This window comes from Nocardia sp. NPDC050710 (genome assembly GCF_040654375.1).
GTDB lineage: Bacteria > Actinomycetota > Actinomycetes > Mycobacteriales > Mycobacteriaceae > Nocardia.
This window is the reverse complement of record NZ_JBFAHV010000003.1, coordinates 308,768-328,518: the sequence shown is the minus strand read 5'-3', so window position 1 is coordinate 328,518 and position 19,751 is coordinate 308,768. Positions and strand designations below refer to the sequence as shown.

The 19,751-nt window shown below is 68.0% G+C and carries 18 protein-coding genes; 9 read left to right on the top strand and 9 right to left on the bottom strand.

What is annotated here, in order from left to right:
* Nucleotides 1-6: 6 nt before the first annotated feature.
* The 4 genes from AB0H61_RS09385 to AB0H61_RS09370 form a co-directional block, all read right to left on the bottom strand.
* Entirely contained in the window at nt 7-1,206 is a 1,200-nt protein-coding gene (locus tag AB0H61_RS09385; RefSeq protein WP_357301039.1) for a PQQ-dependent sugar dehydrogenase, read from the bottom strand.
* 45 nt (nt 1,207-1,251) lie between these two features.
* Nucleotides 1,252-2,193 carry a DUF5995 family protein gene (locus tag AB0H61_RS09380; protein WP_357301037.1) on the bottom strand — a complete coding sequence of 314 codons (942 nt, stop codon included), beginning with the start codon at nt 2,191-2,193 and terminating at the stop codon, nt 1,252-1,254.
* A 124-nt stretch (nt 2,194-2,317) separates the two neighbouring features.
* The gene (locus tag AB0H61_RS09375; protein WP_357301035.1) at nt 2,318-4,168 is read right to left on the bottom strand and encodes a protein kinase; all 1,851 of its coding nucleotides are present in this window, start codon (nt 4,166-4,168) and stop codon (nt 2,318-2,320) included.
* 130 nt (nt 4,169-4,298) lie between these two features.
* Entirely contained in the window at nt 4,299-5,219 is a 921-nt protein-coding gene (locus tag AB0H61_RS09370; RefSeq protein ID WP_357301033.1) for an LLM class F420-dependent oxidoreductase, read from the bottom strand.
* Between the two features lie 88 nt (nt 5,220-5,307).
* Here AB0H61_RS09370 and AB0H61_RS09365 point away from each other — a divergent pair, with 88 nt between their 5' ends.
* Both AB0H61_RS09365 and AB0H61_RS09360 read left to right on the top strand, forming a co-directional pair.
* Entirely contained in the window at nt 5,308-5,820 is a 513-nt protein-coding gene (locus AB0H61_RS09365; protein WP_357301031.1) for a gluconokinase, read from the top strand.
* Between the two features lie 327 nt (nt 5,821-6,147).
* Nucleotides 6,148-9,471, top strand: coding sequence for a HEAT repeat domain-containing protein (locus AB0H61_RS09360; protein WP_357301029.1), 3,324 nt, complete (start codon nt 6,148-6,150; stop codon nt 9,469-9,471).
* On the opposite strand, the gene AB0H61_RS09355 is transcribed toward AB0H61_RS09360, so the two are convergent.
* From AB0H61_RS09355 to dapA, 3 genes are all read right to left on the bottom strand, one after another.
* Nucleotides 9,461-10,267, bottom strand: a complete 807-nt coding sequence (locus tag AB0H61_RS09355; protein ID WP_357301028.1) for a M50 family metallopeptidase — start codon at nt 10,265-10,267, stop codon at nt 9,461-9,463. The genes AB0H61_RS09360 and AB0H61_RS09355 overlap by 11 nt on opposite strands.
* A 103-nt stretch (nt 10,268-10,370) precedes the next feature.
* On the bottom strand, nt 10,371-11,174 hold the full coding sequence (locus tag AB0H61_RS09350; protein WP_357301026.1) for a Gfo/Idh/MocA family oxidoreductase: 804 nt from the start codon (nt 11,172-11,174) through the stop codon (nt 10,371-10,373).
* Nucleotides 11,175-11,322: 148 nt separating this feature from the next.
* On the bottom strand, nt 11,323-12,213 hold the full coding sequence (gene dapA, locus AB0H61_RS09345; protein ID WP_357301025.1) for a 4-hydroxy-tetrahydrodipicolinate synthase: 891 nt from the start codon (nt 12,211-12,213) through the stop codon (nt 11,323-11,325).
* A 70-nt stretch (nt 12,214-12,283) separates the two neighbouring features.
* Between dapA and AB0H61_RS09340 the strand changes: the two genes are divergently transcribed.
* Nucleotides 12,284-13,156 carry a LysR substrate-binding domain-containing protein gene (locus tag AB0H61_RS09340; protein WP_357301024.1) on the top strand — a complete coding sequence of 291 codons (873 nt, stop codon included), beginning with the start codon at nt 12,284-12,286 and terminating at the stop codon, nt 13,154-13,156.
* Nucleotides 13,157-13,245: 89 nt separating this feature from the next.
* A complete protein-coding gene (locus AB0H61_RS09335; RefSeq protein ID WP_357301022.1) occupies nt 13,246-13,911 on the top strand; it encodes a hypothetical protein in 666 nt (221 codons plus the stop codon).
* On the opposite strand, the gene AB0H61_RS09330 is transcribed toward AB0H61_RS09335, so the two are convergent.
* Nucleotides 13,815-14,348, bottom strand: a complete 534-nt coding sequence (locus tag AB0H61_RS09330) for a helix-turn-helix domain-containing protein (RefSeq protein WP_357301021.1) — start codon at nt 14,346-14,348, stop codon at nt 13,815-13,817. The two genes, AB0H61_RS09335 and AB0H61_RS09330, sit on opposite strands and share 97 nt — an antisense overlap.
* 110 nt (nt 14,349-14,458) lie before the next feature.
* Here AB0H61_RS09330 and AB0H61_RS09325 point away from each other — a divergent pair, with 110 nt between their 5' ends.
* From AB0H61_RS09325 to AB0H61_RS09305, 5 genes are all read left to right on the top strand, one after another.
* Nucleotides 14,459-14,866 (top strand): hypothetical protein, encoded by a 408-nt coding sequence (locus AB0H61_RS09325; RefSeq protein ID WP_357301019.1) that lies wholly within the window; start codon nt 14,459-14,461, stop codon nt 14,864-14,866.
* Nucleotides 14,867-15,050: 184 nt separating this feature from the next.
* On the top strand, nt 15,051-16,202 hold the full coding sequence (locus tag AB0H61_RS09320) for an aromatic ring-hydroxylating dioxygenase subunit alpha (RefSeq protein ID WP_357301018.1): 1,152 nt from the start codon (nt 15,051-15,053) through the stop codon (nt 16,200-16,202).
* Nucleotides 16,203-16,223: 21 nt separating this feature from the next.
* Complete coding sequence (locus AB0H61_RS09315; protein WP_357301016.1) at nt 16,224-16,871, top strand: helix-turn-helix domain-containing protein; 648 nt, start codon at nt 16,224-16,226, stop codon at nt 16,869-16,871.
* A gap of 108 nt (nt 16,872-16,979) precedes the next feature.
* On the top strand, nt 16,980-17,945 hold the full coding sequence (locus tag AB0H61_RS09310; protein ID WP_357301015.1) for a helix-turn-helix domain-containing protein: 966 nt from the start codon (nt 16,980-16,982) through the stop codon (nt 17,943-17,945).
* Between the two features lie 91 nt (nt 17,946-18,036).
* Entirely contained in the window at nt 18,037-18,774 is a 738-nt protein-coding gene (locus AB0H61_RS09305; protein ID WP_357301013.1) for an HD domain-containing protein, read from the top strand.
* A 33-nt stretch (nt 18,775-18,807) separates the two neighbouring features.
* On the opposite strand, the gene AB0H61_RS09300 is transcribed toward AB0H61_RS09305, so the two are convergent.
* Nucleotides 18,808-19,584: a siderophore-interacting protein gene (locus tag AB0H61_RS09300; protein ID WP_357301012.1), complete on the bottom strand. Its 777-nt coding sequence runs from the start codon at nt 19,582-19,584 to the stop codon at nt 18,808-18,810.
* Between the last annotated feature and the right edge of the window lie 167 nt (nt 19,585-19,751).

Sequence of the window (19,751 nt, the reverse complement as noted above, 5' to 3'; positions counted from 1 at the left end):
TGATGATCACCGCGCCGGAAAACGCAGGATGCGGTCGTCGCCGTCGCGGATATCGCCGCGTCCGTCGGTATTCGACGTGGTGAGCCACAGCGCGCCGTCCGGCGCCACCGCTACGGTGCGCAAGCGCCCGTAGGTGTTCCGGAACAGGTCTCGGGGGTCGTTGACGGATTCGCCGGACAGCGTTGCGATCCAGAGACGTTCGCCGCGCAGTGCGGCAACATACAAGGTGTCGCCCGCGATCGCGATCCCGGAGGGGGAGGCCTCCGCGGTGGACCAGGTCAGCGCGGGTTCGGTATAGCCGCGGGTGGCGCCGCCCGTGCCTTCCACCTCGGGCCAGCCGTAGTTGGCGCCGGGCGTGATCAGGTTGATTTCATCGAGCCGGTTCTGACCGAATTCGGCGGCGAACAGGCGGCCGTCGCGATCCCAGGCCAGGCCCTGCACATTGCGGTGACCGAGGCTGTAGACGGGTGAGTCCGGGGTCGGATTGCCCGGCGCCGGTCGGCCTTCGGGCGTCAGGCGAAGGATCTTGCCGTTGGGGGAACCGGGATCCTGGGAGCGGTCACCCTGCGCGGCGTCACCGGTGCCGACATAGAGCATGCCGTCGGGGCCGAAGGCGATGCGGCCGCCATTGTGGTTGCCCGCCTTGGCGATTCCCTGGAAGACCGGTTCCGGCGGCCCGTCGAGCCGGAATCGGACGATGCGATTGTCGTCGGCAGCGGTGAAATAGGCGTACACGTAGCGGTTTTCGGCGTAATCGGGGGAGACGGCGAGTCCGAGCAGGCCGCCCTCGCCGCGCGCCACCACCCCGGGAACTTCGTACACCGGTTCCGGTGCGCGTCCCGGTGTGATCCGCAGGATGCGGCCGGTATCCCGCTCCGCGACCAACGCGGCGCCGTCCGGGAGGAATGCCAGGCCCCAGGGAACGTCGATATCGCGGGCGATCTCCTCACCCGCCCCGAGATCGGGACTGCCGGTCGGCGCACTCGGTGCGGTGCTGCTGACAGTCGATGCCGAGGGAGCCTGCGGCGCGTCCTCGCCCGCACAACTCGACAGTGCGGTGGCCAACAGCACCGCGACAGCTGTTCGGGCGATCGCCCCGCGGTACGAGATATACCGCCGGGCCCCGGTCAGGTCCCGGGCCCGGCCGTGGGTGCGGGCAGTGGCGCTGTGGTTGGCCGCGCTCATCGCCATATCGGTCGCCTCCATCCGGTCGGATGTGCCTCCTCCCGACGATAGCCGCGACCGCTCGGATTACAGCCCGCCGAGCCGGGTGAGCACCTCGAACGCGACGTCGGCGCTGCGCCACAGTGCGTCGATCTCCAGCCTGACGGCGGGGGCGAGCGCCGGGTCCTGGAGTGCGAGACCATTGGTGAAGATGACGACATTCGCGCCCGCGTCGGCGAGTCGCAACAGTTGGCCGGTGCCGACACCTTCGCCGAGAACGGCGTCGAGACCCTCGCCGAGGAAGTAGAACCGCCACAGGGGTCCGAGGTCGCCGCCGTAGATCTCCTTGGTCGAGGTGACGATCAGCTCGCCCTGCCGCGCGATCGCGTCGACGATCTTGAAGTAGTCGGGCGCATTCGCGGGCGTACCCCGCACGGCGGCAACGGAATACGAGAGGTCGACGCTCAAATGTGCGTTGTACCCGGCCATTGCGACCCGGGCCGCGGACAACTCGCACTGCCGGGTGAGTTCGAAGTAACGCGCCCAGTGCGCCGGGACCGGCGCGCCGGTGAATTCACCGTGCACACTGTCGAGGAAGCGCGAGAGCAGGTCCAGGCTGATCAGATGCGCCCACTCGGGATCGTCGAAGGCGGCGGGATCGCGCTGTAGCGGCATGACCGCGGCCTGTTCGACCTCATTCAGGCCGAGCGCGAGTAATCCGCGTCGATCCCGATGTCGCACAAGGATTTCGGTGATCTGCCGATGCTGTTCGACGGCTTGCTCGAGCCGCTGTAGCGCGGAACCGGTGAGGGCGGCGGTATCGGATAACCTGCCGATCGAATCAACTTCCGCCGCGCTGAGCGGGGTTCCGCAGGCCTGTTCGACGGACCCGGCGTGCGCGCGGGTCGGCGAGCCGAGGGTGACCGTGGCCAGTATGGCGACGAGCGCGGTCAGCACCGTGATCGGTCGCGCGACGGCTGGGGGAAGGGCGGTGTGACCATGCCGGAATCGGTGGCAGGCGTTCATCATTGCGGCTCCGTGTGCACTGTTCGGGTCGTCCGGCGGTTGCCGAGAGAGTGGACGACGGTGTCCGGAATCGTCTGAGACGCGCAGAGCCTATCCGAGATGATCGCGACCCGCGGACAGGGGGCCGCTAGCTCTTGCGCAGCGTGCCGCTGATGGTGCCGCCGAACAGGCCCGGCGTGCTGTAGACGACCGCGCCGTCGCCCTGCAACGTAACCGTCGATACCGCGCCGTCATCGGTGCAATCGGTGCCGCTGCTGTTGGCGCTGTCCAATCGGGCCTGGAAGGTGATCCGCGTGTCGGTCGCGGCGGTCAGCTTCTCGATGCGCGCGCAGCGCGAACCCGACAGCTTGCCGGTATTCGATGATGTAGCGACCTCCTCGCCGACCTTGCCTTCGCGAATCGTCAGCTGAATATCGAAGGAGACCAGTCCGTCATTGGCCGTTCCGCGCCATTCGCCGACAAAGGCTTTCGGTACGGACGTGCCCGAGGCGGCGGTACCGGTCGACGTTGGTTCCGGGGTGGTGGTACCGGTCGATATCGGTTTCGAGGTGGCCGCTGGGCCGCCCGCGGACGCACTGGCGGCGGTCTCACCGGCCTTTCCTCCGGTGTCACCGGTCGAGCTGCCCCGCAGCTGCGAGCCGACGAAGAACGCCGCGATGGCCACGACGATCGCGGTGACCGCCAGTCCGGCCAGCAATGCCACCCGGGTGCGATTCTTCGGGGGCGGTGTGGGCGTATGGGTTCCGGCGAAGGCCGCGGGTTCCGACCCCGCACCGGGCGGCCAACCCGGCTGGGGCCTGCCGTGCGATGGCATATCGGGCGGCGGTGTCGAGCCCGGGGTCTGCCATGCGCGAGTCGGTCCGCTCACGGACGCGTTCGGCTGAGGCGATCCCGGTCCGAAGCCGGAAACGGGTTGCCACCCGGAGTGCGCGTGGCCGCTCGTCTGCTCCGATACTCCGGGAGCCCGGCCGGGTGACCCCGGGTAACCGGGCATGGTCGGGTAATGCGGTGCCGAGGTGGGCGGCGGCGTATGCGGCACCGAACCCGTTGTGGCAGTGGGTGTTCCGATGTGCTCGGGCAGGTCATGCGGCCCGGAGTCCAGGTCGAGCAGTTGTACCGCCCGCCTGCTCACCTCCTCCAGCACCGGCGTGGGCAACCATCCACCGCGCTCCGGCACGCCGAGTTCGGCCAACTGATCGAGCAACTGCCGCGGAGTCGGACGTTCCCGCGCATCCTTGGCCAGGCAGGCGGCGATGAGCGGCCGCACTCGCTCCGGCACCGCCGCCAGCCGCGGCTCCTCGTACACCACCCGCCACAGCATGTGGACGGTTTCACCGACCCCGAAAGGTCCCTGTCCGGTCGCCGCGAAGACCAGCACCCCGCCGAGCGCGAAGATATCGCTGGCGGGTACCACCGGTTCGCCGGTGACCTGCTCCGGGCACATGAAACCCGGTGAGCCGATGACCTTCCCGGTGGTGGTCAGCGCGGTGTCCTCGACCGCGCGGGCGATACCGAAGTCGATCACCTTCGGCCCGTCCAGCGCGAGCAGCACATTGGACGGCTTCAGGTCGCGGTGCACCACCCCGGCCGCGTGGATCGCGGCCAGCGCCTCGGCCAGTCCGCGCGCCAGCACCAGCAGCGCGTCCTCGGTGAAGGTTCCGAACCGCTCCACGGCGTCGGTCAGGGAGAACCCGGCCACATAGCCGGTCGCCAACCAGGGTGGGTTCGCATCCACATCGGCGTCGAGCACCGGTGCGGTGAACTGCCCGCCGACCCGCCGCGCCGCGGTCACTTCGCGCCGGAAACGGGCCCGGAACTCGCCGTCCCCGATCAGGTCGGGCCGGATCACCTTGACCGCGACCGTGCGACCGCCGGCATTGCGGCCCAGGTACACCCGGCCCATCCCGCCCGCGCCGAGCACGCCGAGGAGCCGGTAGTCGCCGATCCGTCGCGGATCGTCCATGCCAAGCGGTTGCACATCGGAAAGGCTACCGACCCGCCCGCGGCCCACCCAGCGCGGTGGTGACCCGAGTCCCCGGGTCGGCCTCCGCGCGCGAGGGAGAACGGCGTGACGGGCCGGATACGGGTCACCGGCCCCGGTGAACCGTTCAGAGCTGCGACTGCACCTGGGCGGCAATCAGTTCGAGATGGGCGAGATCCTGGAGGTCCAGGATCTGCAAGTAGATCCGGCTCGTGCCGATCTCGGCGTATCGGCCGATCTTGTCGACCACCTCGGCGGGAGATCCGGCGAGTCCGTTGGTCCTCAACTCGTCGACTTCACGCCCGATCGACGCGGCCCGGCGGGCGACCTCGGCGTCGCTGCCGCCGACACAGACCACCAGGGCATTGGAGTAGACGAGGTCGTCGGCTCGGCGTCCGTCCTTCTCGGCCGCGGCGCGCACACGGTCGAATTGGCGGGCGGAGTCCTCGAGTGCGGAGAACGGCATATTGAACTCGGTCGCGTACCGGGCGGCCAGGCGCGGGGTGCGGGTGGCGCCCAGGCCGCCGATCAGCAGCGGAATCGGATCCTGCACCGGCTTGGGAAGCGCGGGGGAGTCGGTCAGCTGGTAGTGCTTGCCTGCGAAATCGAAGGTGTCGCCGAGTTTGGTCGACCACAGTCCGGTGATGATCGCCAACTGTTCCTCGAAGCGGTCGAATTTGTCCGAGGGATACGGGATGCCGTAGGCCGCGTGCTCCTCGGCGAACCAGCCGCTGCCGAGGCCGAGTTCGACGCGACCGCCGGACATCTGATCCACCTGCGCGACCTGAATTGCCAGCGGCCCCGGTAGCCGGAAGGTGGCCGCGGTCACCAGTGTGCCGAGACGGATCCGCTTGGTCTCCCTGGCCAGGCCCGCCAGCGTAATCCAAGCATCGGTCGGTCCCGGTAGTCCGTCGGAATCGCCCATGGCGAGGTAGTGGTCCGAGCGGAAGAAGGCGTCGAACTCCAATTCCTCGGCGGTCTTCGCAACGGTCAGCAGGGTGTCGTAGTCGGCGCCCTGCTGCGGTTCGGTGAAGATACGCAATTTCATGGGATCTATCGTGCCCGATGTATCGGCGCTAGGGTCGAATCGCCCGGTCCGCCGGGCTGCCCGATGCCGAGCGGCCGAGGAGTGTCCGATGCCCGAACAGCCGATCGTCGTCGTCATGGGCGTGTCCGGGAGCGGGAAGTCCACGGTCGGCAGGCAGCTCGCCGCGGCGCTCGATATCGGATACGCCGAGGGCGACGAATTCCATCCCGCGGCCAATATCGCGAAGATGGCGGCGGGCACCCCGTTGACCGATGACGACCGCGCCCCCTGGCTCGATATCATCGCCGCCTGGCTCGCCGACCACCGCGAGTCCGGCGGGGTGGTCAGCTGCTCGGCGCTGAAACACACCTACCGCGACCGCCTGCGCGCCGCCGCCCCCGGCACCTTCTTCCTGCACCTCGCCGCCGAACGCGCCGAACTGTCCCGCCGAATGTCCACCCGCCGCGGCCATTTCATGCCCTCGACGCTGCTGGACTCCCAACTCGCCGACCTCCAACCCCTGACCGCCGACGAGAACGGCGTCACCGTTGACGCGACCCGCCCACCGTCCGAGCTGGTCGAGGACGCGGTGGCGACGCTACGGGCGGGGCGTCCGGCCTGACCCTGCGGCCGGCGTGCAGGAACTCCCGGACGCCGTCATTCAGATGGCGGATGGCCGTCGCGTCCTCGGTGCGGAGCACGATCACCGCCGAAACAGTGAGATAGCTGATGAAGCATGCCGCGGCGATCGCGGCGAGACAGACGAGTTGGGTCATATTCGTGGCTCCTCGTATCGGTGGTTCGAACACGATCAGTGAGCCGTATCCGCAATGGGTTTCGCCACCTCCAAGCCTCGGTACAGTAGTGGAATGTCCTGCTCGGCGGCGATGTTCCGGTGTTCCGACCGGGTTCCGACCCGGATCGATCCGGTCGCCACGGTGGCGTCGCGGTGAGGGCGGACACCTCGCGGCGGCGGATCGCGTTCAAACGTCAGCTGGTTCGGCTGTACGAGGCGGCGGGCAGGCCGAGTCTGCGCCTACTGGAGCGTCATGGGGCCGGGCACGGGGTGAGCGACGCGACCCTCAGCGATTGGCTCAACGGGCGCTCCATGCCTCGGGGCTGGGACGACAGCCTCGAATGGGTGATCGAGACCTTGTTGCGCCGGGTGCCGAGCGGCAGCGACGACATTCCCCGATCGCTGGCGCAGTGGCGGCGTGACTACCACGCGGCCATCCGGCGGCACCCATCCGATCGCGGTGATGATCAGCTGCGCGAAGAATTGCTGAACTGGTGCGCGCGGGAGGAGTCCAGACTCGTCGGCGCATTGGCGCGACTGCCCTATCTGCCGCCCAGGCGCGACCCGATAGAACTCGATGTCGGCGCGGTGACCCGGCTGCATGTCCGGCACCGAACCCAGCGACCCGACGATGTATACCTCGCCCCGGCGGCCCGCCGGGGCGCGGCCGGAAGTACGCCGATCGGCTTCGCGGAACTCATTGCGGGACATCGGAGGATCGTCCTGCTCGGCGATCCGGGAATGGGGAAGACCTGGCTACTGGGCACCACGGCGGTCCGGATGTTGCGCGCCGCACGCACGCATCTGACCTCCGGTGATATCGACGAGGTCCGTCTGCCGCTGCTGGTCCGCTGCGATGCGCTGGCCGCCGAGCCCGGTATCCGCGATATGGAGTCGGCCACCGTAGCCGCGCTCGGACGGCGCGTATCGCTATCCCCTCGGTTCGGCGCCTGGCTGTCGGAGTACTGCCGGAGCAATCAGCACGCGGTATTCCTGCTCGACGCACTCGACGAAACCCCGGAAGAGCGCCGCCATACGGTGACCGCACTGGTCGACAACCTTGTCAATCCAGAGGCGAAAGTTGTTGTGACATGCCGGATCTCGGGATACCACACCGGCATATTGCCATCCGCGGACCGGATCGAAGCGGAATTGCTGCCCCTCGACGACCCGACCGCGTATATCGCGTCCTGGAACCTGCCGCAGGACCGCCGTGCCCAACTCGCGGACCGGCTGCGCAACCCCGCCGTCGACAAGATGGCCCGAATACCGCTGCTACTCGCCTTTCTCTGCCATCTCTGCGCCGATCCCGACGAGCCGTTGCCGCAGACCCGCGTCGAGTTGTACGGTCGCATCCTGCGCCGCTTTCTGCGGGAGGAGCACCGCGCGGACGAGCCGCCCGCGGCTCGCTGCCTGTCCTGGGATCCCATTACCCGTGAGCAGGAGTTGCTCGCGTTATTGCGCCCGCTGGCCTTGGCCATCGCGACCGACCCGGGGGGCTGGCAGGATCGCATCCCCGCCGAAACATTGGAACGGGTGCTCGCCGATCTCGACCGGCCACGCAATCTCGGTGTCGCGGAAACGTTGCGCGTGCTGACGGTCGAGACCGGGATCCTGGTGCCGGACGGCGATATCCAGCACGGGCGAACTCCGCCGTATCTGTTCCTACACCGCACGTTCGCGGAATACCTTGTCGCTGAACAACTCTCCAGACATCCGCGGTTGATCGAGCTGTGCGCCGCCGAACATCTCCACCTGGCGCCGGAGTGGCACGAAACATGGCTTCTCACGGCGAGTCTGGCACCGGAGACCACATTGGGCTTGCTGTCCGGTATGCGCTCGGATCCATTGCATATCGCACTCGCGACCGGCGCCGCCGCGGTCGCCGAGCTCACCGCGGCCCAGCGCGCGCAGCACCGCCGCTGCGTCGAACGACTCCGCGACACCGCGATCGCGTTGGCGGGCTCACCGTCTCGACCCGCACAGGTGCGGCGACTGGCGGTCGACGCATTGGGTCGCATCGGTGACCCGATCGCGATGGATGTGCTGATGCGGGCACTTTCGACCGCCGACAAACCCGAGGTGACCGACGCCGATGTCGAAGTCACCGTACGTGCCGGGACGGCGCTGGCCCGGATCGGCGGACCGGCGGTGGTCGCGGCGCTCGCCGTCGCCGCGACCGATCCGGACAAATGGGTTCGATGGGAGGCCTGCGCGACGCTGCGAAAACTCGGCGGACCGGAAGTCGCGGAACCACTGCGCTCCGCACTGGGTGATCCGGACCGCGACGTGCGACTTCAGGCGATCGAGGGTCTGGACGACATCGGCGACGTGGGACGTGACGAGGTCCTGCTCGCGGCCATGTCGGAATCGGATTGGGAGATACGGTCCGTGGTGACACAGCGGGCCATCGAACGAGAACTGGTGCCCGCTACCGTATCGGCGTTGCGCGGCATCGTGACGGGTCACTTCGGAGCGGGAAGCCGATTCGCCGCCGAGCGGCTCGGTGTGATCGGCGGCGTGGGGGAGCTACGAAATCTGCTGGCCCACCCTGATCGCGACACCCGGTTGTGTACGGTGCGAGCGCTGGAGAGTTTCGAGGGGCCGATGGTCGCGACGATGGTGCGCGGGGCCACCGTGGACCCGGACCCCACGGTGCGGGAGGCCGCGGTCGAGGTGCTCGGATCGGTAGCCGGGCTCGATGCCGTGGAAACCCTCTGGACCATGGCGTATGCCGACCCCGACATCGATTCGGATGTACGGGTGGCGGCTTGGCACCGGCTGACGATACTGGCCTGCTCGGAGGTTCTCGCGCTCATCCGGGACCGCGTCGCGAACCGGGATGTGTCGGAGGAGCCTGCTGCACCGGACTGGGCCGGACAGCGGCGAGCGGGCGACACGGCCGGGGTTTCGGCCGTGCTCGGGACTGTGCTGACCGATCGTGACAGCCGAGTACGGGTGTCCGCGTGCCGATTGCTCGGGATCGTCGGCGGGCCGATCGCCGTAGCCGTGCTGAAGTGGGCGTTGTCGGATCGCTCGGCATGGGTGGTCGAGTATGCCGCAGAGGCATTGGCGGGTATCGGCGGAGACGACGTGATCGCCGCACTCCGTGATCTCCTCGGACATCCCGAACGCCGGATTCGGGTCATGGCATGCCGGATGCTCGGCAAGGCCGGGGACCATGAGACCGCGGTCGAAGCACTGTCGGCGATGGCCACGGATGACGATGTCGATCCGTACGATGTGGCGTACGTGGCGCAGGGACTCGGCACCGAAGCGGTGGCCGAGGTCATCCGCCGATGGCTCGACTACGGCGGCACAGACTTCCTGGACGTGGCGGTCGAATTGGCCTACCCGTACTTCACCGAGTTGTCCGTTCGTGGTGACGGGCGGGCAGGACTTCTCGAATTACTCGATCGACTCACGCGGTTGGTCGATTCGCCGTCCCGAGACGCCGAAACCGCCGCTACCCATTGAACGCGTCCGGGACCGGGCAGGATTCACCCGAGATCACCGGGATACAGACTCCGGTCGCGTCGGACAGCAGGAGGCCGCCGCCGACCAGCAGGGCGGTTACGGCGATCGCGCCGAACAACAGCACCCACAGGATGCCGGGGATACGGGTGAGCCGGGCCAGCTGGTCGGCATCGGAGTCGACGTTCTGGGGGGTGTTGCGCAGGCGTCGGCTGCGGCCGCGCTGGAGTTCGATGACCGGGCGAGTACCCGCCAGCAGCAGGAACCAGGCGCCGAGGAAGGCGAAACCGGCCTGCACGGTGTCGGTTCCGAACCAGGAGACCGCGAAGATGATGGCGCCCAGGGCGAATACCGTGAACAGGCCGTAGATATTGCGGACCTTGATGAGTACGGCGGCGAGCAGTGCGATCGAGGTCCACAGCATCAGGGTGATGCGTTCGGCCCCGAGTAGGGCGGCGAAACCCAGACCGAGCAAGGCGGGCGCCGGATATCCCGCCATGGCGGTGAGAATCATGCCGAGGCCGTACGGCTTTCCGCTGGAGACGGTCAAACCCGACGTATCCGAATGCAGGGTGATGCTATTGAGTCGACGGCCGGTGAGCAGCGCGAACAGGGCATGTCCGCCTTCGTGGGCGATGGTGACCACATTGCGGGTGATCCGCCACAGCGGTCCATATCCGACGAGTACCAGGGCCACCACCCCGGTCGCGACCACCAGCCACCACGGCGGGGGCGCTTGGGTTGTTGTGAGTCGATCCGCGATGGAGGCGCCGCGATCGATCAGTTCCGCTCTGTCCACCGCCGCACCCTATCCGCCGATCCGCCAGCCCGCTCGGGCGTCCATCCCAGGATGCACCGCTCGGCGATGCGGGGGAGGTGATCGCCGGTCGTATTCGGCGAGCTCAGGTATTCACGATTCGAGCGTCCGCGGCGGATCGGCGGGCCGCTTCGAGTAGCCGCGTCGTGGTGACGGCGTCGTGCGGGTCGACGGGGACCGGGGCACCGTCGAGGATGGCGGCGGCCATCGCGGCGTAGAAGGCCGGGTAGTCGCCCGAGAGGGTGGGGTGAGGCGTGAGATCGGGTTCCGCGCCGAGCAGGCCCCAGCGATCGGATTCGACTGCGCCCCACGAACTGTCGCACGGTCGACGGCCCGCGCGCAGCGTATCTTCCTGCGGGTCGAGACCGTAGGTGACGTATCCGGCCGTCGAGCCGAGTACCCGGAAGCGCGGCCCCGGTCGCGGCGCGACCGCGCTGGCCCACAGATGGGATCGCACGCCGCCGGTGTGGGTGAGCGCGAGGAATACATCGTCATCGGTCTGAATGCCGTCACGGCGCCGATCCAGTTCGCAGTACACCGAGCGCACCGGGCCGAACAGCGTGAGCGCCTGATCCACCAGGTGGCTGCCGAGGTCGTAGAGCAATCCCGCGCCCTCCTCCGCCGCCCCGACCTCCCGCCACCCGCCCTTGGGCACCGGCCGCCACCGCTCGAAGCGGGATTCGAAACGCCGTACCGCGCCGAGCTTGCCGGTCGCGGCGTCGGGCACCACCCGCATCCCGGGATGTTCCCGCCGGGCCTGCGCCGCCCGCTCGGCCGATCGGGTGACCACCGCCGCCACCCGCATTCGCGGTTCCGCGGCGATCAGTGGTGCGTGGAACACCGCCCCGGCGAGCCCGTACCCGACGATGCCGACCTCGAGGCTGCTCATCTCCCCGACGCTACCGGCCCGCGCCCCGGCCGGGATCTCGCATCCGGTAGCGGGTCGGCCGGTCGACCGCCGCGCATTCTCAGCGCGTCCGTTCCGGTGCGAAGGCGCGCCGGTCGCCGAGCAGTGCTGGTGCGGCGAATCGGGATGGTCACGGTGCCGCGACGCGGATTCCGTTCAGCGCGCGCAGGGCCGCCGCGGTCGAGGCCGCGTCGGCGGGCAGCAGCGGCAGGCGCACGGCGGGGCTGGGAATGTGGCCCTCGGCGGCGAGTACCGCCTTGATGACGACGGGATTGGGTTCGGCGAATACGGCCGCGGACAGCGGGGCGAGCCGATGCGCCAGAGTGCGGGCCGTCTCGAGCGGGCCGGTACGCCAGGCATCGACCAGCTCGACGTAGGCGGTGGTGGCGAGATTGGCCGCGGCGAGGATGGCCCCGGTGGCGCCGAGGGCGAGCAGCGCGGCGGCGTGCAGATCGTCCCCGGCCAGCACCGCCGTATCCGACGCGCACTCGCTGAGGAAGGTGACGGTGGTGTCGTCGACACCGCCGACGGCGTGTTTGAAGCCGATGACATTCGGGATTTCGGCGAGTTCGCGCAGGGTTCCGCAGCCGAGGATGCGGCCGGTGCGGTGTGGCACGTGGTAGATGATCAGCGGCACCGGACTTTTCGCGGCCAGATGGCGGAAGTGCGCTACTACACCCGCCTCGGAGGGCCGGGTGTAGTAGGGAACCACCGTGAGCGCAGCCGTGATTCGCGGGTCGAGGGCGGCGAGCGTTTCGACGGAATCGGCGGTGGAGTGCGAGCTCGCGCCCGCGAGGAGCTGGGCTCGGCGTTCGGCGCAGACACGAGCGCAGATATCGAGCACGCGGCGGCGTTCGTCCGGGGTGAGGGTCGCCGGTTCGCCGGTGGTGCCGAGGGCGACGATTCCGGCCGCGCCCGCGTCGAGGGCACTGTGCGCCAGAGATTCCAGTGCGTCGGTGGCCAGCGCACCGTCGTCGGTGAATGGGGTGATCAGCGGGATGAAGAGACCTGAGAGCGACATACCGCCAGCCTGCCGCCGTGAAAGCGTCAGGTCTATTTAACGTTTCCAGGGTTGAGCATAAGCTGAGTTGATGCTCGATGTACGCAGGCTGCGGCTGCTCCGGGAACTGTCCCACCGCGAGACGATTGCGGCGGTCGCCGAAGCGTTGTCCTACACGCCGTCGGCGGTCTCCCAGCAATTGGCCGCGCTGGAACGTGAAGCCGGGGTGCCGCTCCTGGAACGGACCGGTCGCCGGGTCACGCTGACCCCCGCCGCGCTCCGGTTGGTAGAGCACGCCGAGACCATCCTCGCGGCTCTGGAACAGGCGGCCGCAGATCTCGCTGCCGTCGGGACACGACTCGAGGGAACCTTGCGAATCGGCGCATTCCCCACCGCGGTTCGCACGATTCTCTCCCCGGCGCTGGTGGCGTTGAGCCGCGACCATCCGGGTTTGGAGCTTCGCGTAACCGAATTGGATCCGGCGACGGCCCCGGCGGCCCTGCGCGCCGAAGCCCTCGATGTCGCACTGGTGCAGGAGTACGACTATGTGCCCGCCGAACCGGATCCGGCCCTCGAGACCGAGCCACTGCTGGAGGAACCGGTCTACCTGGCCGCGCTGGCCGCCGAAACACTTGCGGTGCAGGATGATTCGACGTGGATACTCGGATCGCCCGGCACGCTGTGTCACACCATGACCGTGCGAGCCTGCCAGGCGGCAGGTTTCACGCCGCGCGTGCGGCATCACGCCGACGACTTCAGTACCGTGCTGGCCCTGGTCGCCGCGGGCCAGGGTGTGGCGTTGGTTCCGGCGCTGGGTGCGTTGGCGCCGCCCGCCGAGGTGGTGCTGTCGTCCCTGCCCATCTCCCGTAAGACGCATCTGGCGTACCGCCGCGGCACCGGCAACCATCCGGCCGTGGCGGCCGCGCGCGCCGCTCTGCGCTCCGCCGCGGCGGCGCACCGATAGCGATGGTCGTACTGCGGCCCCGGAGAGTTCAGTCCAGTAATTGACAAGTGGATCTGTTTTAGAGGTCCAGTCGTCGACATGCTGGTCGAATGCTGCTTCGTCGCCTGACCGCGCTCTACGTCGGACTCTGGATGTACGGCTTCTCCATGGCCGTCATGATCCGGGCTGCCTTAGGGCTGGATCCCTGGGATGTCTTCCATCAGGGCGTGGCGGTGCATGTCCCGATCAGCTTCGGCGCGGTGACCGCGGTGACCGGCGTGGTTGTACTGCTCGGCTGGATTCCGTTGCGGCAGGGCCCCGGTCTGGGCACGGTCAGCAATGTGGTGGTGATCGGCATCGCGGTCGACGCCGGACTCTGGCTGCTCCCGGAACTGCATGGGCTTGCGCTGCGCATCGGCGCGATGGGTCTGGCGGTGGTCCTCAACGCCGCCGCGACCGTCCTCTATATCGGCGCGGGTATGGGCCCCGGCCCCCGCGATGGCCTGATGACTGGCCTGGTCCGCCGGACCGGCCTCTCCGTGCGACTCATCCGCACCGGGATCGAGGTGACAGTTCTGACCATCGGCTGGTTCCTCGGCGGCAGCATCGGCATCGGTACCCTCGTCTATGCCTTCGGCATCGGGCCCCTGATCCAGCTGATGATTCCCCTGGTCGATCGCTACCTCCCCGGCTTCCGGGAACAGCGTCGAGCCGAATCCGATGTGCTGCGACCGGACGGGGAGGCCGCGATCGCGCGGGCGCAGCCCGCCACGTAGCCGGATGCGCCGCCGCGGATCGCGATGCGGTCAGTCGCCGGCGCCGCCGAGTACTCCTGTTCGGGACGGCCGGTGGCGCCGTAGCGCAGCCGCATGTCGATGATGCCCTGGCCGACGAGGGCGGCGAGGTAGCGCCCGGCGGTCGCACGGGAGATGCCGATGGCGGTGGCGACCTCGCCCGCCGACAGCGGACCGGTTGCCTCCAGGATCGTATGCAGGACAAGGTCTTTGGTGGACGAAACGGTGACGGTCGTGGTACTCGGCGCAGGTGCCGGACGTAGCGCCCGCAGGGCCTCCTCTACTACGGCGTTGTCGATATTCGGGGCGCCGAGGATCCGCCGGTACCGGGCGTAGCCGGCCAGCCGTGCGGCGAGCATGGTGTGCGGGAACGGCTTCACCAGGTAGGCCAGCGCACCCGCGGCCATGGCCGCGCGCACCGTGTCGCCTTCGGTGGACGCGGTCTGACCCAGCGACTCGGCTTCTTCGAACGCAACGATATCGACGTCGAACTGCGGTCAACTCCGGTGAGGCCGAGATCCTGGCCGATATGCGTACCGAGGCGGGCACCCGAGCGGCGCTCGGCGGCCTGTATCCGGCGTCGTCGCTGTATATGAGCTGCGCAACCATCGATGCCCACCCCGATATCGTGGGCAAGCTGGCCGCGGCGTTCGTGCAGACGCTGCGGTGGATCACCACACATACGCCGGAGGAGATCGCCGCGCAGATGCCCTCGCAGTACGCGAGTGCGGGCAAGGATCTCTACATCCAATCCATCCGCGACTCGATCGGGATGTTCAACGGTGATGGGTTGATGAAACCCGAGGGCGCCCAGAATGTGCTGAACATCCTCGGGCAGTACTCGAAGAATGTGCGACCGGTGCGCGATCGGATCGATCTGTCCGGGACCTACACCATGCGATTCGTGGAGCAAGCCCTGCGGACATCGCAACCGTAGCGCCATCGCTCTTGCCGAAAGCGGATGCGGTCCACGGTGCCCGAAGTCGACAACGGGCGGCGTGGGCCGCATCCGGCGTTGCCGGTAGGTCCTCCGAAAGGAGGACGCCCGGGACGGTTATCGAACGATAACCTCACCGTGCGGGTTATCGCTCGATAACCCGAAGAGCAACGGGAGGTTGATCATGGCTGTACCCGCCAACTCGGACATCGAGGAAATCCTCGCCGACCTGCGCGGCTACCTCGGCGACGCACCCGCGGCGCTGAGCCTGCCACCGCGCGCCTACACCTCGCCCGAACTGTGGGAACTGGAGCGGGAGCGCATCTTTCGGCGCGCCTGGATCCTCGTAGCGCACACCGACCAACTCGCGCGGGCGGGTGACTATGTCGCTGTCACCATTGCCGACGAATCGGTGGTCGTGGTTCGCGACAGACACGACCAATTGCACGCCCTGTCCCCGATCTGCCGACATCGGTTGATGCCGCTGGTCGAACCGGGCGCGGGACACACCGAGGCCTTCACATGTAGCTATCACCTGTGGAAATACGGCCTCGACGGCCGACTGCGCGGGGCGCCGTATATGGGCGGCAACAAGGACTTCCGTGCCGAGGAGTGCGGACTGCCGCGATTCGCCGTGCGGGAATGGCGCGGATTCGTCTGGGTCAATCTGGACGCGGACGCCGAATCCATCGTCCCGCACCTGGATTCGGCCGCCGCCGACTTCGCCGAATATCGGCTCGGCGAGATGGTGCAGGTCGACTCGTGGTCGCACGTGTGGCGCACCAACTGGAAGCTGGCAATGGAGAACGGGCATGAGAACTACCACGTCATCGGGCTGCACCGGGAAACGTTGGAGCCCTTCATGCCCGGCGGCGGTGATCTGTACGTCCGGCAGTATTCGCCGTGGGTGTTACACGCGCGCATTCCATTCGTCGCGCCGCTGGAGCCGGAATCGCTGGCGCTGAACGATATTCAGAAGGCCAATGGCATGCTGATGATGTCGTTCCCGGTCGGCGCCTTCATGGGGCTCGGCGACCAGGTGGTGTGGCTGAGTTTCATTCCGCTGACCATTGATTCGGTGCAGGTGGTCGGCGGGGTGCTGACCAGCCCCGAATCGGCCGATGGTTCCTCGGAGACGGTGACCCGCACCCAGCAGGCCGTGACCGCGATGATCAACGACGAGGACAGGAAGGGATTGGAAGCGGTGCAGCGTGGTGTCGCCTCCCGGTTCGCCGCGCGCGGACATCTCAGTCCGAAGGAACTGCCCGGGGTGCTGGCGTTCTACCAGAACCTGGCCCGCGCTCTGGTGCGCGACGAATGGCCGGGGACGCTGTAGCCCGGCGGTAACCTGACCGCTATGTCAGCGGAGATCACACGCAGCCCGGCGGCCGAACGCATCCTGCGCACGGCCGCCGAGCTCATCGCCGCCCGCGGTTACTCGGGCACCTCCACCCGCGATATCGCAGCCGCGATCGGGGTTCAGCAGCCCGCCATCTACAAACACTTCGCGGCCAAGGACGACATCCTCTCCGCCCTGGTCCGGCTGGGCCTGGAACGACCCCTGGCACTCGCGGGCGAACTCGCGGCCACCTCGGCCCCCGCCGTCGTCAGACTCCACCGCTGGCTGCGCGAATCCCTGGAACACCTCCGCGATTCCCCCTATGTTCTGGTCTCCATACTCACCACCCCCGAACTCCAGTCCGAACGATTCACCGCGGAGCAACATCTGCTCGAACGCTTCGACCGCGTCGTCATCGACATGATCGAATCCGGACGGCGCGAAGGCGATATCCGCCCCCTCAACCCCACCTCAGCCGCTCGGCTCGTCCAGTCGCTCTTCGACGCTCAGGCCCTGCCCGAATACGCCGTCACCCCCGCCGAAATCATCGAATTCGCCCTGATCGCACTCCTCGCCGACCCGTCCCGGCTACCCGAGATCCAGCGCGCGGCGGACGCCCTGATCGTCTCGACCGGCATGAACGGGGCGGAAGACATTTCCGGGTAGAGGGAACTTCTCGCAGACTGCCTGCCGGGTGGCATACCCGTGGCGTATGGCCGGATTTGTGGGATACCTGTCCTTGAGGACATTTGCTCGGGTGCGGAGACTGGCCTCATGGGAACGGGCGGAACCGGCGGTGCGGGGGTGGGGGACATTGTGGTGGCAATCGATGACGGGGTGATGTTGCTCGATGCCGCTGGTCCTGGGCAGGTGTGGCATTGGGCGGGACAACGGGTGCGGTTCGCGTCGCCGGATGGACGAGCGGTGGTCACCGATATCGGTGCCCCGCTCGGAGTGGAGGGGGCGATCAGCGAGTTCGCGGGACGCATCGACACGCTGGTTGTGCCGGGATACGCGGTGGGGGAGCCGGTTTCGGCCGCGCTGGTGGACGCGGTGCGGGTGGTCGCCGGTGGGGCGCGGCGGATCGCGTCGGTCTGTACGGGCGCGTTCGTCCTGGCTGAGGCGGGGCTGTTGGACGAGCGGCGGGCGACGACACATTGGCTGGCGTGTGCCGATCTCGCGCAACGGTTTCCGAGGGTTTCGGTCGACCCGGACGCCCTGTATGTCCGGGATGGGCCGGTCGTCACCTCGGCGGGGGTGACGGCGGGGATCGATATGGCGCTGGCCCTGGTGGAGGAGGATCACGGGGCGGATCTGGCGCGGTCCATTGCGAAACACCTCGTCGTCTTTCTGCGCCGTCCGGGCGGGCAGTCGCAGTTCAGCGTGCGCACCACCATCGAAACGCCCCGTTCCACAGGTCTGCGCAATGTGGTGGATTTTGTAGTGGCACAACCGGCGGCCGATCACAGCACGGCCGCTCTAGCGGCCCGCGCGGCACTCAGTGAACGCCATCTGACACGTCTGTTCCGCAAGGAAATCGGCATGACGCCCGCCCAGTACGTCGAGCAGGTGCGGGTCGAGGCGGCCCAGGCACTGCTCGAATCCGGCGATGACGGTGTCGCCACCATCGCCCGCCGGTGCGGATTCGGTTCGGAGGAGACGATGCGCCGGGTATTCCTGAAGGTGCTCGGCGCCAGCCCGACCGACTATCGAAACCGCTTCCGCGCACCGGCGCGGTGAATGTCTCGGTGGTCGTCGCTCACCGCCGAAACCGCGCAGATCGCGCAATGGTCATCACTCAGCGAAACAATCACACCTGTGAGGAGACACCATGTTCATATCCCGCCGCGCCGCCCTCGGTGCGGGTATTGCCGGAGCCGCCGTAGCCCTCTCGAAACCATCGGTCACTGCGGCACAGGAGGATTCGCTCGCGCTGCCGTCTACTGCGCTGGCGGACAAGACAACCGAATTCGTCACGGCCTCGCTGGAACCGCATCTGCGCAACCACAGTATCCGCGGCTACCTGTTCGGCCGGGCGATCGCCGCACAGCAGGGACTGCATCCCGGCGCCGACTACGACGCCGAGACCATGTACCTGATCTGCATCCTGCACGATATCGGCCTCGCCGAAATCGCCAATGGCAGTCAGCGATTCGAGATGGATGGTGCGGATTACGCCGCACAATTCCTGGAGGGCAACGGTGTCACCGACGCCCGCGTAGACACGATCTGGGATGCGATCGCCACCCACACCTCGGGCTTCACCGGCTCCCCGGTCTACCGTCGCCGCAGGCCCCCGGAAGCCTGGATCGCGGTCGACGGAATCGGCCTCGACGTGGGCGGCAGTCCCGCGGATCTGCCGCCCGGCTACGCCGACCGCGTGCACGCCGCCTACCCCCGGCTCGGCGGCACCCCGGCACTCACCCGATCGATCGAGGTTCAGGCACTCGCGGATCCGCGCAAGGCGCCACCGGCCACCTTGCCCGGTGAGATCGTGCACCAGAGGCACCCCGATCTGCCGTATCTGACCTGGGATGCGATCGTGGCATCCAGCGGCTGGGGCGACTGATGGTGTGCGGCAACGATTTCCGGATCCGCGGTATCAGCCCGCGGTCGCCGGTTCCGTCGCTGGTTCCGTCTCCTGGGCCTTGAGCTCCGCCTTCCATTCCCGGAAGCCCTCCTCGGTGCGCCCGCGCCGCCAGTAGCCGGAGATCGAATTGGCCCATTCGGCGGGTACATCGCGGTCGCGGCGGATGTAGCGGCGCAGATCGCGCATCACGGCCTCGGCCTCGCCGTGGATGAAGACCTGAACCTGGCCGTCGGACCACGGGGCATTGCGGACGGCCTCGGCGAGCATCTCGCCCGGCTCGCGGTCGCCGCGGTGCAGCCAGGTCAGCTCGATACCGTCTGGCTTGTCCAGGGGCAGTTCGTCATCCGGCCCGGCGACCTCGATGAACGCCCGGCCGGTCGCATCGCGATCCATCCCTTCGAGCGCGGCGGCAATGGCGGGCAGCGCGGCCTCGTCGCCTGCGAGCAGGTGCCAGTCGGCGTCCGAACGCGGCGAGTACGCGCCCCCGGGCCCGTAGCAATCGATGGTCTCACCGGGCCGCGCCGCGGCCGCCCATGGTCCCGCGATACCTTCCGCGCCGTGGTAGACGAAATCCGCGGCGATCTCGCCCGCGATCGGATCCACCGAGCGGACGGTGTAGGTGCGCAGTACCTCGATTCCGTCGCGCGGGAAGATGAACTTCACATAGGAATCGGTGAACTCGCTCGGCCGGAACGCGGCGAATCCGGGCCCGCCGAGGTGGACCCGGATCAGATGCGGGCTGAGCCATTCGGTGCGCTGCACGGTCAAGGTGGTACGGGGTCGTGCCAAGGTAACCTCCGAATATCGACTAATTAGGTATGCCTTACCAACCGTACCCGTGTTATTGCGCGATGGCCGTACCGCGCGGACGATGATCGAAAAGTCGTCGGATTTGTCCGGAACGGATTCGGCTCAGCGTGACGGTTATCGCAGACGTACACGCCGCGACCGGCCAG